The sequence below is a fragment of the Leisingera aquaemixtae genome, assembly GCF_001458395.1.
Taxonomy (GTDB): domain Bacteria; phylum Pseudomonadota; class Alphaproteobacteria; order Rhodobacterales; family Rhodobacteraceae; genus Leisingera; species Leisingera aquaemixtae.
Genome location: NZ_CYSR01000020.1, coordinates 1 through 15522, shown reverse-complemented (window position 1 = coordinate 15522; position 15522 = coordinate 1). Strand labels below are relative to the sequence as shown.

Annotated in this window: 13 protein-coding genes and 1 pseudogene; 3 read left to right on the top strand and 11 right to left on the bottom strand. The window is 64.0% G+C overall.

Annotated elements, in window-relative coordinates; translation table 11 throughout:
- The first annotated feature begins 25 nt into the window (after positions 1–25).
- The gene (locus PHA8399_RS08090; RefSeq protein WP_058285649.1) at positions 26–871 is read left to right on the top strand and encodes a universal stress protein; all 846 of its coding nucleotides are present in this window, start codon (positions 26–28) and stop codon (positions 869–871) included.
- Between the two features lie 35 nt (positions 872–906).
- The gene (locus PHA8399_RS08085) at positions 907–1719 is read left to right on the top strand and encodes a formate/nitrite transporter family protein (protein WP_058285648.1); all 813 of its coding nucleotides are present in this window, start codon (positions 907–909) and stop codon (positions 1717–1719) included.
- A gap of 7 nt (positions 1720–1726) precedes the next feature.
- Here the strand turns inward: PHA8399_RS08085 and PHA8399_RS08080 are convergent, their stop codons facing one another.
- The 10 genes from PHA8399_RS08080 to PHA8399_RS08035 all read right to left on the bottom strand — a co-directional run bounded on the left by PHA8399_RS08080 (position 1727) and on the right by PHA8399_RS08035 (position 13278).
- Positions 1727–2305: an NAD(P)H-dependent oxidoreductase gene (locus tag PHA8399_RS08080; RefSeq protein ID WP_058285647.1), complete on the bottom strand. Its 579-nt coding sequence runs from the start codon at positions 2303–2305 to the stop codon at positions 1727–1729.
- Positions 2302–3453 carry a site-2 protease family protein gene (locus tag PHA8399_RS08075; RefSeq protein ID WP_058285646.1) on the bottom strand — a complete coding sequence of 384 codons (1152 nt, stop codon included), beginning with the start codon at positions 3451–3453 and terminating at the stop codon, positions 2302–2304. Before PHA8399_RS08075 ends, PHA8399_RS08080 begins: the two co-directional genes overlap by 4 nt.
- Positions 3454–3514: 61 nt before the next feature.
- On the bottom strand, positions 3515–4228 hold the full coding sequence (locus PHA8399_RS08070; protein ID WP_058285721.1) for a VIT1/CCC1 transporter family protein: 714 nt from the start codon (positions 4226–4228) through the stop codon (positions 3515–3517).
- A 671-nt stretch (positions 4229–4899) separates the two neighbouring features.
- Positions 4900–6252 carry an NAD(P)/FAD-dependent oxidoreductase gene (locus tag PHA8399_RS08065; RefSeq protein ID WP_058285645.1) on the bottom strand — a complete coding sequence of 451 codons (1353 nt, stop codon included), beginning with the start codon at positions 6250–6252 and terminating at the stop codon, positions 4900–4902.
- Positions 6253–6278: 26 nt separating this feature from the next.
- On the bottom strand, positions 6279–7694 hold the full coding sequence (locus tag PHA8399_RS08060; protein ID WP_244270177.1) for an aldehyde dehydrogenase family protein: 1416 nt from the start codon (positions 7692–7694) through the stop codon (positions 6279–6281).
- A gap of 41 nt (positions 7695–7735) precedes the next feature.
- Positions 7736–8554: an ABC transporter permease gene (locus PHA8399_RS08055; RefSeq protein WP_082649496.1), complete on the bottom strand. Its 819-nt coding sequence runs from the start codon at positions 8552–8554 to the stop codon at positions 7736–7738.
- Complete coding sequence (locus PHA8399_RS08050) at positions 8554–9456, bottom strand: ABC transporter permease subunit (RefSeq protein ID WP_058285642.1); 903 nt, start codon at positions 9454–9456, stop codon at positions 8554–8556. Before PHA8399_RS08050 ends, PHA8399_RS08055 begins: the two co-directional genes overlap by 1 nt.
- 10 nt (positions 9457–9466) lie before the next feature.
- Positions 9467–10630, bottom strand: a complete 1164-nt coding sequence (locus PHA8399_RS08045; RefSeq protein WP_145977007.1) for an ABC transporter ATP-binding protein — start codon at positions 10628–10630, stop codon at positions 9467–9469.
- A gap of 92 nt (positions 10631–10722) precedes the next feature.
- Positions 10723–11814 carry an extracellular solute-binding protein gene (locus PHA8399_RS08040; RefSeq protein WP_058285641.1) on the bottom strand — a complete coding sequence of 364 codons (1092 nt, stop codon included), beginning with the start codon at positions 11812–11814 and terminating at the stop codon, positions 10723–10725.
- 51 nt (positions 11815–11865) lie between these two features.
- Positions 11866–13278, bottom strand: coding sequence for an aminotransferase (locus PHA8399_RS08035; protein WP_058285640.1), 1413 nt, complete (start codon positions 13276–13278; stop codon positions 11866–11868).
- A 191-nt stretch (positions 13279–13469) separates the two neighbouring features.
- Between PHA8399_RS08035 and PHA8399_RS08030 the strand changes: the two genes are divergently transcribed.
- A complete protein-coding gene (locus PHA8399_RS08030) occupies positions 13470–14075 on the top strand; it encodes a TetR/AcrR family transcriptional regulator (RefSeq protein ID WP_158509257.1) in 606 nt (201 codons plus the stop codon).
- 284 nt (positions 14076–14359) lie between these two features.
- On the opposite strand, the pseudogene PHA8399_RS21920 reads toward PHA8399_RS08030, so the two are convergent.
- Positions 14360–15153 (bottom strand): annotated as a pseudogene (locus tag PHA8399_RS21920) (IS5 family transposase).
- Positions 15154–15522: the final 369 nt, after the last annotated feature.

The window sequence follows — 15522 nt, the reverse complement described above, 5'->3', positions numbered from 1 at the left end:
GCGCTGACCGGGGAGGAGACCCGCCATGCACCGCAGAACGTTGCTCTTTGCGATCAGCAGCAGCACCAGCGACACCACCATCACCGCCGCCGCCGAGGCCGCCCGCGAACAGCGGGCGCATCTGGCCTGCCTGCTGCTCAGGACGCTGCCCGGCATGCCCCATTTCGCCTATGGCGCCTCTGCCTACGGCGTGATGGCGGTGCCGGATGAATGGCTGGAAACCCTGCAAAGCTGCCGCACCGCCCAGGCCGCCCGCGCGGCAGAGGTGGAGGCGCTGCTGTCGCGCAGCAACACCGCGGGCGACGTGCAGTATGCCACCGGCAGCGACTCGGACATCCGGCTGCTGGCTGCCCGCCGGGCGCTTTCCTGCGACATTGCCGAGGCAGCAGACGGCCTGCGCGAGGATCCGGAGGTGTTCCGCGATGCGATGCACGGCATCCTGTTCGGCGCGCCGGTGCCGCTGATGGTGAACGGCAGCCCCCTGGCCCCGCGCAAACGCATCTTCCTGGCCTGGAACAGCAGCCTGTCCGCCGCCCGCGCGGCCCATGCCGCCCTGCCCTATTTCAAGGCCGCGGAAGAGGTGGTGATCGGCTGCTTCGACCCGGACATGAGCGACACGCGCGACGGCGAGGACCCCGGCGCGGACATGGCCGCCTGGCTCAGCCACCACGGCTGCACCGTCACCCTGTCGCAATTTCCCAGCGGCGGCCGCGATACCGGCTCCGCCATTCAGGACCGCGCGCGCGAGACCGGCGCGGATCTGGTGGTGATGGGCGCCTACGGCCATTCCCGCCTGCGCCAGGCGGTGTTCGGCGGCACCACCCGCAGCCTGCTGGAGCAGACCGCCTTGCCGGTCCTGTTTGCCCATTGACCCGCAGCCGCCGCCCAGCCGCAAGGGAGCAGCCGATGACGGAGCCCGCCGCGTTCAATGCCTATAAACCCGCTGAAATCGCCGCACTGGTGGAAACCGCAGGCGTCGCCAAGGCGCGGCTGCCGCTGCCGCAGATGTTTGTGCTGGCGATGCTAGCGGGCGCCTTCATCGGCTTTGGCGCCGCCGCCTATACCACCGCGATGACCGGCGCGGACACCGCCTCGGGCCCGGTGCGGGTGCTGGGCGGCGCGGTGTTCTCGCTGGGTCTCATTCTGGTGGTGGTGGGCGGCGCCGAGCTGTTCACCGGCAACGTGCTGATGGTGATCGCCGCGGTGGACCGCAAGATCCGGCTCAGGCGGCTGTGGCGCAGCTGGGCCATCGTCTATGCCGGCAACCTCGCAGGCGCCGCAGGCCTCGCCGCCGCCTTTGCCTTCACCGGCCTGCTGGACGGCTCGGCAGGCGCCACCGCCGCCCGCATCGCCGAGGCGAAATCCGCCCTCTCCCCTGTGGAGGCCTTCCTGCGCGGCGCCCTGTGCAACGGGCTGGTGTGCCTGGCGGTCTGGCTCTCCTTCGCGGCCCGCACGGCGGTGGGCAAGATCCTTGCGGTGCTCTGGCCGATCACCGCCTTTGTGCTCCTGGGGCTGGAGCATTCGGTGGCCAACATGTTCTTCTTCCCGCAGGGCTGGGCCGCCGGTGCCGATGTTTCCCTCCATGCCGCTGCGGCCAATCTGTTCTGGGTGACGCTGGGCAATATCGCGGGCGGCGCCGGCGGGGTCGCCTTTGCCTACTGGTTCGCCTACCTGGGCCGCACCGCCCCGGCGGCCGGCAAGGCGCAGCGCAAGCGGTGACGCCCGCTCAGCGGGCCGCGGCCCCGTCGCTTGCGGCCTCCGCCAGATAGGCCACCCGCCGTTCCGCCCGCTTGTCGTCGACCATGCCGCAAACCGTCCAGCGGACCGGCCTGATGCCGCAGAACTTCAGGATGTTGCGTTCGAAACTGCGCAGCGAATGGGCGAAGTAGAACCAGCGGTAGAAGGCGGACGGCATCCCCATGGTGACGATGATCCGCGCGCTCTTCCCCTTCAGCTTGGGGTGCCAGCCCTTATCTCCGACGGTAAAGGCGAACTGCTCGCGGAACACCTGTTCCAGCCAGGCCTTCAGCAGCGCGGGCATGGTGCCCAGCCACAGCGGATAGACAAACACAAGATGATCCGCCGCCGCCACCGCCTGCTGGCCGCGGGCAACATAGTCTGGCAGCTCTTCCTCTTGCCATTCGGCGCGGCTGCGCAGGCAGGTGACGCCGCTGGCGGCCACCTCGATGACCTCCACCTCATGGCCCGCGTCCCTGGCGCCCTTGGCATAGCTCTGCGCCAGCGCGTGGCAGAAATGCGCCTGGCTGCTGTCCGGGTGGCCCTGAATGATCAGTATCCGTGTCATGTGTTCTCCCCCTTGCCGCCCATCCGCCGCACCTCCTGCAGCAGGGCTATGTATCCGGTCAGGTCCGTCAGGGTGATCACCCCCAGCAGGCGGCCCTTGTCGGTGACCAGAAACTTGCGCCGCCCGGTCTCCGAGATCTTCCGCATCAGCGCATCGGCCTGCATCTGAGGCGCGACCGAGTTGCTGCCATCGGGCGGCTGATAGACCTCCTCCACCGGGGTCTGCGCCCACCGTTCCTGCGGCACCCGCGCCAGGTCCTGGGTGTCGGTGCAGCCCAGCAGCACGCCCTGCTGCACCACCGGCACAAAGCTCTTGCGCTCGGGCAGCAGCACTTGGTTCGCCAGCGCCTGCAGGCTGATCTCCGGGCCCACGGTCACCGGATCGCGGGTCATCAGGTCGGCCACCGTCTTGCCCTTGAAGGCGGCGGTTTGCAGCTGATGGGCATAGGTGCCCTTGGCCGCCGACAGCACAAAAACCCCGATCAGCACCTGCCACAGCGCCGCCACCGGATTGCCGGAGAACAACCCGAGCAGCCCGTAGAGAATAAGCGCATAGGCAAAATAGCTGCTGATCCGGGTCGCCGTCCGGGTCGCCGCCAGCAGATCGCGGCTGCGGCTCCACAGCCAGGCCCGCAGGATGCGGCCGCCGTCCAGCGGAAAGGCCGGCACCAGGTTGAACACCGCCAGCACCAGGTTGATCAGCGCCAGATAGCCCAGCACCGGGTTCAGCGCCCCGCCCGGCACCAGCGCCCAGCCGATCTGCGCCAGCAGCCAGAAGCCAAAGGCCAGCGCAAAGCTCATCAGCGGCCCGGCGATGGCAATCCAGAATTCGCTGACGGCGGTCTTGGGTTCCGAGCCCAGCTCTGCCACGCCGCCGAAGATGAACAGGGTGATCCCCTTGATCTCCACCCCGAACCGCCGCGCCACCACCGAATGCGACATCTCGTGCAGGATCAGCGAGGCAAAGAAGCCGAGCATCGCCAGAACCGCCAGCAGCAGGTAGACCGCCTGCCCCGCCCCGGGATAGGACATCGGAAAGAACTGAGTGGCCAGGCTCCAGGTGATCAGCGCCGCGATCAGCAGCCAGCTGGGGTCGACCTTGATGTCAAACCCCTGCAGCCGCGCGATCCTGACTGCGTTTGAGAACATGAAACTCCCCCCTCCTGCCGCAATTAATAGCGCTGCCGCGCCGATCCCCCATTGATCCGGCTCAACCCCGGAACAGGCTGCCCGCGCCATAGGCCAGCGCCGCCGCGCAGGAGCCGATCAGCAGCGTTTCCAGCCCCGAAATCCACCACGGCGACAGCGACCAGATGCTTTTGCTGGCGCCGATGGTGAAAAACACCAGCCCCGTCGCCGCCGAGGCCAGCAGGAACGGGTCCGGCAGCCCCAGGATGAACGGCAGCAGCGGCACGATCCCGGCCAGCATGAAGGCCAGAAACGTGGTCAGCGCCGCCGCCACCGGGTTGGGCTCCGCAGGCCCCAGCCCGTATTCGCTTGCCAGCATCAGGGAAATCCACTTCTCGGGCTTGGCCGCCACCGCCTTCACCGCGCCCTCCAGCACCCCGCCGCTCAGGCCCAGCTCCTGCAGGATTTGGCGCAGCTCCTCGCGCTCGCCGTCCGGATAGTCGCGGATATGGCTCTGCTCCACCCGGTAGAGCCGCCGCCGGTCGTCCAGATCCGCCTTGGTCCCCAGGTAATTGGCGGCGGCCATCGAAAAGCCGTCCGCCAGCACATTGGCAATCCCCAGCGCGATGATCACTGACGAGTTAAACCCCGCCCCCTCGACTCCCCCCGCAATGGCAAAGGTCGTCACCGCGCCGTCGATGCCGCCGTAAACCGCATCCCGCAGCCGCCCCTCCTTCCTGCTGCCTTGCAGGCGGCGGGCGATCTCTTCCCTGCTGTGCCCGTGTTCCGCTTTCATGGCCCCATGATCCGCCAAGCGGGCCCCCGCCGCCTTGAGCGAGGTCAAGCCGTTGCCGCTGTGCGGCGCCGCATAGTTTTCCATCAAGGCTCCGCCAAGCCTTTGATTTTGTGCCAGCGGAGAACTCACGCTCGCACCAGTCTTTCCTTTTGCGACCCATAGGTTTTCCATCGACGGAAGCAGACTTTCATGTCCCGGGCAGCGAAAGCCTGGACCTGTCGCGGGATTCCTCGGTCGGCCGTGATGCCATCTGTGTTCGCCTTTGCGACACGATACGTGGTCAAAGGAGCGGCACAATCCCGCGGCAGGTCCAATTCTGAAATCACGAACTCGCGCAGCACCGGACAAACTGAAAACTCGCTGCGAGCTGCTTCAAAGGCGGCGAACTGCGCATTTTGCCTGCGGCGATCCAAAGGGAGGGCGGAGAGCGGCCATTCGCTGCAATCGCAAATGCACTGGTGGACAGCTGTCTGAGCGGACATTCGTAGTAAGCACTGGTTGCGATGCTCTGCGCGGTCACGAATTCATGCAGCTCTCCGCACCGCCGCTCCTGAAGCTAGTGTTCGACAGACATAACAATTTGAGGCGAAACAAGAACTGAGCGCCGGTTTTACTTGGTTCATTGCCTCAAGGGTTGAGGAGCATTGTCAATTGAGGGAAACTGAAACCTCCTAATGCAGATCCATGGCACCGTAGCAGGTGTACGCTAGGGGCAGGCAATGGCGGCGCAACCTTGGGATGGGGAAGGCTGCAGGTTCCGCTTGCATCAGCCGTGGCAAGGGGGAACTGCAGGGCCTACCGGCCGCAAGCCCTGCCAGCAACCGCCCGGTATAGGTTGCCAGGGCCACTCCTCCGCCGTGATAGCCGAACCCGGTCCAGGCGCGCTGCCAGTCTCCGATCTGACCGGCATAAGGCGTCAGGCCGCGGGTCAGGCAGACCAGACCGCTCCAATGATGCGCGGTTTCCGCATGTGCCAGAGCCGGGAACATCGTCTCAAAATTGCGGCGGATCTGGCGCTGCATCCGCTGCGTGGAGCCGGAGGTGATGTTGCTGGTGCCGCGCATCCCGAACAGCACCCGGTTGTCCGGCAGCAGGCGGAAGTAGTGCAGCAAGTTGCGGGTGTCATAGGCGATGCGGCGGGTGGTCCAGCCCTGGGCCTGTTTCTCTGCCTCCGTCAGCGGCCGAGTCACCATGATATGCGACACCACCGGCAAATAGCGCCCGCGCAGCCAGTCCGGCAGGTTGTCGCTGCTGTAGCCATTGCTGGCGATGATCAGCCGGTCCGCTGTGATGCGGCCCGACGGTGTTTCAATGATATAGGTGCCGCCGGGCTGCTCCTGCACCGAGAGCGCCGGGGTATGGCCGTGGATCACGGCGCCGGCATGCTGTGCCAGGCGGGCCAGGCCGGCCGCGTATTTGCCCGGGTTCAGGCCAAAGCCCAGGGGCAGCAGAAACCCGCCGTGGAACCTGCCGCTATGCAGGCCCTCCTGGCGCATTTCCTCAGCTGAGAGCACCTGGCAGTTCACCCCGGCATAGCGGCCGAGACCTGCCGCCATCTCCGGCAGGGCGCGGGCCGCGCGGGCATTGTGGGCAAGGCAGTATTCGCCGTCTTCCTGCACATCGGCCGCGATGCCGCCGGTGGAATTCAGATCGCGAACCAGTGCGATGGCCTCTTTCTGGGCGCTGTAGAAGGCTCGCAGATCCTCCTCGCCGAAACGGCCGATGATGGCACTGTCGCCCAGCTTGGCGCCGCCGAAACCGCAAAAGCCGGCATTGCGCCCCGAGGCGCCCCAGCCGGGCTGGGCGGCGTCGATCACCAGCGGCGCCTCGCCATGGTCACGGGCCAGATGCAGCGCGGCACTGAGGCCGGTGTAGCCCGCGCCGATGATGGCCACGCCCGTGCGCCGGTCGCCGTCCAGCGCCGGATAGGCAGGGGCGGCGGGCAGCGTGGCGTCCCAGTAGCTGCCCACGGGGGCCTTGGTGTCATAGGCGTGGGCGTTGTAGATGCGGCAGAGGGTTTTCATGGCGCTGGTCCGTTCCGGCAGCCCCGTCAGGGTGCTGCAATCACCTTGGTTTCGAGGAATTCGAGGATGCCTTCCCGGCCGCCTTCGCGCCCGATCCCCGACATCTTGACCCCGCCGAAGGGGGAGCCTGCGCCCAGGAAGGCGCCGTTCACATTCACCATGCCGGACTGCAGGGCGCGGGCAACGCGTGCCGCGCGGGCGCTGTCACCGGTCTGTACATAGGCCGACAGGCCGTAAGGTGTGTCATTGGCGATTTCGATGGCCTCGTCTTCGCTGCCGAAGGGGATCATGACCAGCACAGGGCCGAAAATCTCCTCCTGCGCGATACGCATGGCGGAGTTTACATCGGCAAAAATGGTGGGGCGGGCATAGTAGCCGGTTTCGAAACCCTCCGGCTTGCCCGGGCCGCCGGCAATCAGCTGTGCGCCTTCGGCGATGCCGGCCCCGATCATCTCCTGCACGCGGGCGTATTGCTGCGCGCTGGACAGCGGCCCCATGTGGTCGCCAGGCTCAGCCGGGTTGCCCACAGACTTCTCGTCAGCCTTGGTCTGCGCCAGTTCCACCGCGCGGCCATAGACGCTGCATTCCACCAGCATCCGGGTGGCGGCGTCGCAGCTTTGACCGGTGTTGATGAAACAGGCCTCGACCCCTTCGGCGATGGCGGTCTCCAGATCGCAATCGGCAAAGACCAGGTTGGGGGATTTGCCGCCCAGCTCCAGCGCCACCTTCTTGACGGTTTCCGCCGCATCCCGTGTCACTGCGACGCCGCCGCGGGTAGAGCCGGTGAAGGACATCATAGAAACATCAGGGTGGCGAGACAGCGCGGCGCCAACCACCGGGCCTTCGCCGTGGACCAGGTTGAAGACGCCTGCGGGCACACCGGCCTCGTGTAGCACTTCGGCATAGAGGATCGCGGACAAGGGCGTAAGCTCCGACGGTTTCAGCACCATGGTGCAGCCGGCAGCCAGAGCAGGCCCCACCTTCAGCACGATTTGGTTGATCGGCCAGTTCCACGGCGTGATCAGCCCGCAGACGCCAACCGGCATCCGCACCAGCGTGTCGCCATTGGGCAGGGATTCCTCGAAATCGAGCGCCTTCAGATCGGCGATGATGGCCTCCAAGTGGTCGATGCCCGCTTGCGCCTGCATCTCGCGCGACATGGTGATCGGGGCGCCCATCTCCAGCGAGATGGCCTGCGCGAATTCATCAGCGCGGGCGGTGTAGACCTCCAGCACCCGTTCAAGGAGCGCAATACGGGCCTCGCGGCTGGTGGCGGCAAAGCCGGGCAATGCGGCTTTGGCCGCGGCCACGGCGGCGTCAACGTCGGCTTCGCTGCCGAGCGCCAGCCGGCCGAGCGATTGTTCGGTGGCGGGGTTGATCACATCGGCGGAACTGCTGCCGCGGGGATCAATCCAGCTGCCGTCGATGTAGAATTGGGACATATTGTACTGCATTGGCCTATCCGATCTGGTTTGAGGGCGCATCACGCGGCGGCGGCCGCCGCGCGGGTGTCCTGTTGCTGGCGCCGCTCCTGCCGCCGGTTGATCAGCGAGGCGGCGATGACGCCAAGGGTGACGATGCCGATCAGCATGGACGAGAGCGCATTGATCTCGGGCGAGACGCCCAGCCGGACGGAGGAATAGAGCTTCATCGGCAGGGTGGTGGAGCCGGGGCCGGAGGTGAAGGTGGCGATCACCAGGTCGTCGAGCGACAGGGTGAACGAGAGCAGCCAGGCCGAGATCACCGCGGGCGCGATCACTGGCAAAGTCACTTGGCGGAAGGCCGAGAACGGCGTGCAGCCCAGATCCAGCGCCGCATCCTCCAGCGACCGGTCGAAGCTGGCCAGCCGGGAAGAGACCACCACCGAGGCATAGCACATGGCAAAGGTCGCGTGGGCTATGGTGATGGTCCAGAAGCCGCGGTCGAGGCCGATGGCGACGAACAGCAAGAGGAGCGACAGGCCGGTTACCACCTCTGGCATCACCAAGGGCGCATAGATCATGCCGGAGAACAGCGTGCGGCCCGGAAAGCGGCCCATACGCACCATGACAACTGCGCTGAGCGTGCCCAGCACCGTGGCCAGCGTGGCCGAGACAAAGGCGATGCGCAGGGTGATCCAAGCGGCCGCCAGATAAGCCTCGTTGTTCAGCACGATGCCGTACCATTTGGTGCTGAAGCCGCCCCAGACGGTGACCAGGCGGGAGTCGTTGAAGGAGTAGATCACCACCAGCAAGAGCGGCAGGTAGAGGAAGGCCAAGCCAAAGGTCAGCGAGGTCAGGTTGAACATGTTGAAGCGGCGGATCATCCCAGTTCCTCCTGATGTTTCTGCTGATGGCGCTGGAACAGCACGATAGGCACGATCAGGATGGTCAGCAGCACGATGGCCACCGCCGCCGCCACGCCCCAGTCGCGGTTGGAGAAGAACTCGAGCCATAGGGTCTTGCCGATCATCAGCGTGCCGGAGCCGCCCAAGAGGTCGGGGATCACAAATTCGCCGATCGCCGGGATGAAGACCAGGAAGCAGCCCGCAACCACTCCCGGCAGCGACAGCGGCAGGGTGATCTGGCGGAAGGCGGCAAAGGCGCTGCAACCGAGGTCTTCGGCGGCTTCCAGGAGCCGGCCGTCGATCCGTTCCAGCGAGGCATAAAGCGGCAGGATCATGAACGGCAGGTAGGAATATACGATGCCGATATAGACCGCGATTTCGGTGTGCATGATCGCCAGCGGCTGATCGATGAGGCCGAGCTTCATCAGGGTGAGGTTCAGGAAACCCTCGTTCTTGAGGATGCCGATCCAGGCGTAAATGCGGATCAGAAAGCTGGTCCAGAACGGCAGGATCACCAGCAGCAGGAGGGTTTTGCGCCAGTCCTGCGGCGCCTTGGCCATGGCATAGGCCACCGGATAGCCGATCATCAGGGTGAGCAGCGTTGCGATGGCGGCGACCTTCACGCTGTTGAGATAGGCCTTGAGGTAGATGCCGTCCTCGGCCAGCCAGACGAAATTCTCGAAGTCCAGCGCCGCGAAGGCCGCGCGCAGGCCTGCCAGCCCCTCATCAAGGCTGAAGGTGGGGGCATAGGGCGGGCTGGCCGTGACCGAGTCCGACAGTGCGATCTTGATGACGATCAGGAAGGGCACCAGGAAGAATAGCCCCAGCCACAGATAGGGCAGAAGGATTAGCAGGCGGCGCGGGCCGGATGTGCTCATGGTCCGGCCCTCACGCGTCGACCAGCACGCAAGCGCCCGCGCGCCAGCTGAGCCAGACCCGGTCGTTCCAGTCAACCTCGCGGCGCGAAGTCAGGAGGCGGTTGGCCTCTTGCGCGCGGATCAGCTGGCCGCCGTCGAGCCGCACCAGGAAGGTGGAAGCGCTGCCGGTATAGGAGATTTCCTCCACCGTGCCCTCAACCCTGTTCACGTTGGGGGCTTCTGCTGGCTGGTCCTTGGTGACGTGGATCTTCTCGGGGCGCAGCACCAGCGTCTTGCGGGCGCCGGGTGTCAGCACATCCTCGGGCTGCGGGCGGATCGCCAGCCGGGTTCCGCCGTCCCAGCGGGCCAGTGCCAGCTCGCCGTCCATGCCCGCAAGCTCGACATTGATCAGGTTCACGTTGCCAATGAAATCAGCGACATAGCTTGATGCCGGGTGTTCATAAATCCGTGCGGGCGTGTCGGTTTGCAGCAGCTTGCCCGCCTTCATCACCGCGATGCGGGAAGAAACGGTCATCGCTTCGTCCTGATCGTGGGTCACGATGATGAAGGTGAGGCCCAGCCGGTCCTGCACGTCCATCAGCTGGAACTGGGTCTCCTCGCGCAGTTTCTTGTCGAGCGCGCCCAGCGGCTCGTCCAGCAGCAGAACCTTGGGTTTTTTAGCCAGCGAGCGTGCCAGCGCCACCCGCTGCATCTGCCCGCCGGACAGCTGGTGCGGCTTGCGGTCAGCGAAGTCTTCGAGTTGCACCAGTGCCAGCATCTCGTCGACGCGGTCCTGGATATCACTTTTCTTCCAGCGCTCCTGTTTCAGGCCAAAGCCGATGTTTTTTGCCACCGACATATGCGGAAACAGCGCGTAGGACTGGAACATCATGTTGACCGGGCGCCGGTTCGCCGGGATTCCGGTCAGGTCCTGGCCGTCCAGCAGGATGCGGCCCGAGGTCACTTCCTCAAACCCGGCCAGCAGCCGCATCATCGTGGTCTTGCCGCAGCCGGAGGGGCCGAGGAGCGAGAAGAACTCGCGTTCCCGGATGTTCAGGTTCAGGTCCGAGATCGCGGTGAAGCTGCCAAAGGTCTTGGTCACATTCTCGAAGCGAATCAAGGGGGTGCGGTCCTGCGTCAGCGCACTGACGGGTTCGGCCTGGGCGGCGGTACTGGCCGGATCATGGAAATTCATTGTTGCAGGTTCCCCTGTTGCAGGTGCCTGCCGCTGCATGAGCGGGCGCCGCGGCAGGCAAGACAGGTGCGGCCTTGAAGCCGCGCCAAAGCTCATTGGCCGGTGCGGACCTTGGACCAGGTGCGGGTGTAAAGACGCTCGGTCTTGCGGTCTTGCAGCACCGGGGTGGTCAGCATCTCCATGGTCGCCTCGGTCGGATAGACGGCGGGATTGCCGGTCAGCTCCGGGTCGATTTCTGCCTGGGCGGTGAGGTTGGCACTGCCGTAGCGGATGAAGTTGGCGTTCTGCGCCGACACCGAAGGCTGCAGCAGGTAGTTCAGGAAGGCATGCGCCTCTTCCACGTTCCTGGCATCGGCCAGGATGGCGAGGCCGTCAAAGTCCAGCAGCGTGCCTTCTTCCGGAATGATGTATTCCAGATTAACGCCATTGTTGGCCTCCTTGGCGCCATCGGCGGCCCAATAGGCGTCGCCGCTCCAGGTCAGGCCGAGGCAGGCATCGCCATCGGACAGCGCGCCGATCATGGCGTCAGTGGAAATCTGGGCGATATTGCCCCGGATCGCACCGATATGCGCCCCGGCGGCGGTGATCTGATCCTTGTTGCTGGTGTTCGGGTCCTGCCCCATGTCGATCAGCGCGGCGCCGATCACGTCTATGGGCGAGTCCACGATCATCACGCTGCAATCGGCCAGCTTGCCTGAGATCTCCGGGTCAAACAGCAGATCCCAGGACCTGGGGTGGTCGTCGCCCAGCCGCTCTGCAAGCTTGCCGGTGTTATAGGCGATGCCGAATGTCCACCAGTTGTAGGGCACCAGGTATTCGTTGCCGGGATCGAAGGTTTCGATCAGTCCGGCGATCTTGGGCCAGACGTGCTGCAGGTTGGGGATTTTAGACTTGTCGATCTTCCGCAGCACCCCGGCCGAGATCAGCCGTGCGGTGCCGGTGGAGGAGGGAACGATGATGTCATAGCCGGAGCTGCCCGCCAGAACCTTGGTTTCCAGCATCGCGTTTGAATCATAGGTGTCATAGGTGACGTCGATCCCGGTCTCAACCTCGAACGCCTCGATGATCGCTGGATCTAGATAGTCGCTCCAGTTGTAGATCACCAGTTCACCCTCAGCCGCCGCGGCGGCGCCCCAGATGGCGGCTGTTCCGGCCAGCAGGCCAGTTGTCAGCTTGGATTTCATGGTTCCCTCCCGTGTTGGGTTTCTGTTTGCTTCTCTTTTGGGATGCGGGCCTTAGGCCCGCTCCTGTTCCAGTTCGAGCCCCTGTTCCAGCAACTCCCGGGTGGCGCGCTGGACGCCTTCGGTCAGCATGTCGAACATGTCGTCGATCTGCGCTTCGGTGATCACCAGCGGCGGCGAGAAGATCGCCATGTTGCCATAGGGGCGGACCATCAAGCCCAGTTCCTGGCAGCGGGCGTCGATCACCGCGCCGATGGTGGCGTCGATCCCGGCGCTGGCTTGGCCCTCTCGGGTCAGCGAGCATTCGATGCAGCCCACCAGCCCCATGCCGCGCACATCCACGATCAGCGGCAGCTCCAGCATCTGATGCAGGCGCTTCTGGAAGTGCGGCGTCACCTTGCGGACATGCTCCAGAATGCCGTCACGCTCGAAGATCTCGATGTTCTTGAGGCCCGCGGCGGCGCAGACCGGATGGCCGGAATAGGTGTAGCCGCTGGTGAAATAGACATCCTTGGAAACATCGCCCTCAATGTCCTTGAACAGCCGGTCCGAGAAGATCGCCGCCCCCATCGGCGCATAGCCCGAGGTCAACCCCTTGGCGCAGGTGATGATGTCCGGGGTGATACCGAACAGCTCATCGGAGGCGAACCAGTGGCCAAGGCGGCCAAATCCGGTGACGACCTCGTCGGAGATGTACAGAACATCATGCTTGCGGCAGACCTCCAGGCAGCGCTTGTGGTAGCCCGCGGGCGGCACGATCACGCCGCCGGAGCCCAGCACCGGTTCGGCAATGAAAGCGGCGGCATTGTCCGCGCCCAGCTCCAGAATCGCGCTTTCCAGGTCCGCCACTTTTTCGTCCAGGAAGGCTTCGATGCTCATGCCTGCGGGGCGGCGGAAGGCGTTCACATCCGGCAGGAATTGGGGAAGGACCTGATCGGTGTCGAACCACTGGCGCTCGCTCGGCTTGCCGCTGAGCGAGGCGGTCAGATACGTGCCGCCGTGGTAGGCGTGCGCGCGGGTGATGATCCGCTTCTTGGCGGGCTTGCCCAGCAGGTTGTTGCGGAAGTGGACAAAGCGGATAGCGGTATCAACTGCAGTGGAGCCGCCGGTGGTGAAATAGACCCGGTTGAGGTCGCCCGGCGCCCGTTCGGCAATCGCGTGGGCAAATTCGGCGCTTACCGACGTGGCCTCACTGAAGGGCGAGCAATAGGCCATCTTGCGGGCTTGTGCCGCCATCGCATCAGCAATCTCGGCGTTACCGTAGCCCAGCTGCATGCACCACATGCCGCCGGGGCCGTCGATCACCTTGTTGCCGTGCTCATCGTAAACATAGATGCCTTCGGCATACTCGCTGAACGTCCTGTCGGCTTTTCCGGCGCCCTGAACTTCCAGCCCTTCCCACGGATGGAAGTAATTCTCCTTGTCCCAGGTTTTGAAGTTTTCGAAGTCGTTTCCAAGTTTGGTCATCTCGGCCCTCTGTCCGGAGTTGCTGCTTTCATGAATGAACGTTCATACATTAGACGTAAGTGAATGATCGTTCATTGTCGATGGAAATCTGTTGCAATCACGGGCAAGGTGCTGGAAAGGCAGCGGGCCAGTCGGGAGAATGAGGGGGCGGGCAAATGACAAGTGCCGAAGATACAAGGAAAAAGCGGAAGGTGGACAAGGACCTGCACCGGGAGGTCCTGCTGGACGCCACTGCCAGCGTGATCCTGCGGCACGGCGTGAGCGGCGCAACAATCAGCCGTATCCAAGAGGAATCCGGCCTGTCGCGCGGCATGATCAACCTGCATTTCCAGTCGAAGGACAACTTGATTCGCGAACTCGCGATACACATGACGCGGGAGTACAATGCGGCGTGGCAGAACTTCACCAGCCAAGCACCAGAAGAGGTGAGCACCCCGGAACATGCCGCAGCCCGCCTTCAAGCGCTGTTTGAAACGGATTTTTCGGAAGCAGTTCTGAACAAGCGCAGCGCCCGGCTGACCTTTGCTTTCCGCGCGGAACCTGAATTGCAGGCGCTTGGAACCGGCTATACCGAAACCCGCGGAACCGACCTGCATGACCATGTGCGCAACTGCTGCCATGTGCTGTGTAAGGCTTGCGGCACCCAGGGTGATCCCGAGAAAGTCGCGATGGCTATCATGTCTCTGCTGGAAGGGTTGTGGACCGACTTTCACGCCCACCCCGATGAATTCAGCAGGGGAAATGCGGTGGAAATCTGCCAAACCACCGCCCGCGCCTTCTTCCCGGGATACTTCTGAACAGTAAGCACGGATGGGCCGCCATCTTTTGCAAGGGGGCAGTAAAAGCGAGATTCCCAGGCGCAAAATTGGTGACCAAACGCCTGTCATAATGAAAAAACCTCTTCGACGGAAACTTCGAAGAGGTCCACTTTGCAGAAGTTGCACTTCCGAAAACCGGTGGGTGTTGATGTCTGGCTTGGGTCGGTACTACTTCGGCCAAAGGCGGCATTGCGTGTTTCCTGCCAGTTCATATCTCGCACAGTATTCAGTAATTTGGGCTCAGACCGGCCTAGGGTCAGGATTCATAACCAGTAGATGACGGTTGCAGCGAGGGCGATTGCGGATAGGGAGGCCTTGGGACAGCGGTCATAGCGTGTCGCTACACGCCGCCAATCCTTGAGCCTGTCGTACATGATCTCGATACGGTTGCGCCTTTTGTAACGGCGCTTGTCGTGTTTCACCTTCGTCTTTCGCTGCTTCCGGCCAGGGATACAGGCGCGCATCCCTTTGTCTTTCAACGCATCTCGGAACCATTCAGCGTCATAGCCACGATCTCCGGGCAGCCACTTGACCTGGGTAAGGCTGCTCAGCAACGCCCGCGCACCGATGTAGTCGCTGACCCGCTGCCTGGCAGGCGATGGTTGCATCGCCGAGAAGGGGCCCAGCGGTGACGGACAGACTGAGCGGTCGCCCTTGGCTGTCACAGATGGCATGCAGCTTGGTATTTATTCCACCCTTGGTTCAACCGATCAGGCGACCGCGCCCCCTTTTTCGCGGCCATGCTGGTCGCGGTGCGGTGTGCCTTCAGATACGTTGCGTCGATCATCACGGTCTTCTCCTCGCCGTGTTCGGCGGCCAAGCCTGCCATGATCCGGGCAAAGATGCCTTTCTCGCTCCAGCGCTTCCACCGGCTGTAGAGCGTCTTGTGCGGACCGTAGGCTTCCGGAGCGTCTCGCAATCGTAAGCCGTTGCGATTTATAAAGATAATCCCGCTCAAAACTCGTCTGTCATCGACCCGTGGCTGACCGTGCGACTTCGGGAAGAAAAGGGAAAGCTTGGCCATCTGCTCGTCGGACAGCCAGAAAAGGTCTCTCATGTCACCGCTCCGTTTTCCGAGCCGTGAATCACGCAGAGCGTTGAAAATCAATGCATCCTGACCCTAGCGCGCCTGGCATTTTCCGTTTGACTGGTCCGCCTGCCATCCGGCCGGCAATCTGAACACGGGTTCTGATGCAGCTCGCGCGTCAGCCTCCACGAAGAATTCCGATTCCTCCCGCGCCAGGCGCGGGCCCCTCCCGATTTCACCGCTCCGGCGCATCCTGTCATTTCGCGGGTGTCAGATCACCGTCCGGCCGCAGTCCGGGCTGCGCCCACCCTGCTTTGCCCTCCGGAAGACACGAGGTCTTCCGAAGTGAAAATCAGGGAAGGCTTCGCCACTGGCGGAACAGGAGGCGCGAGCGGGGAT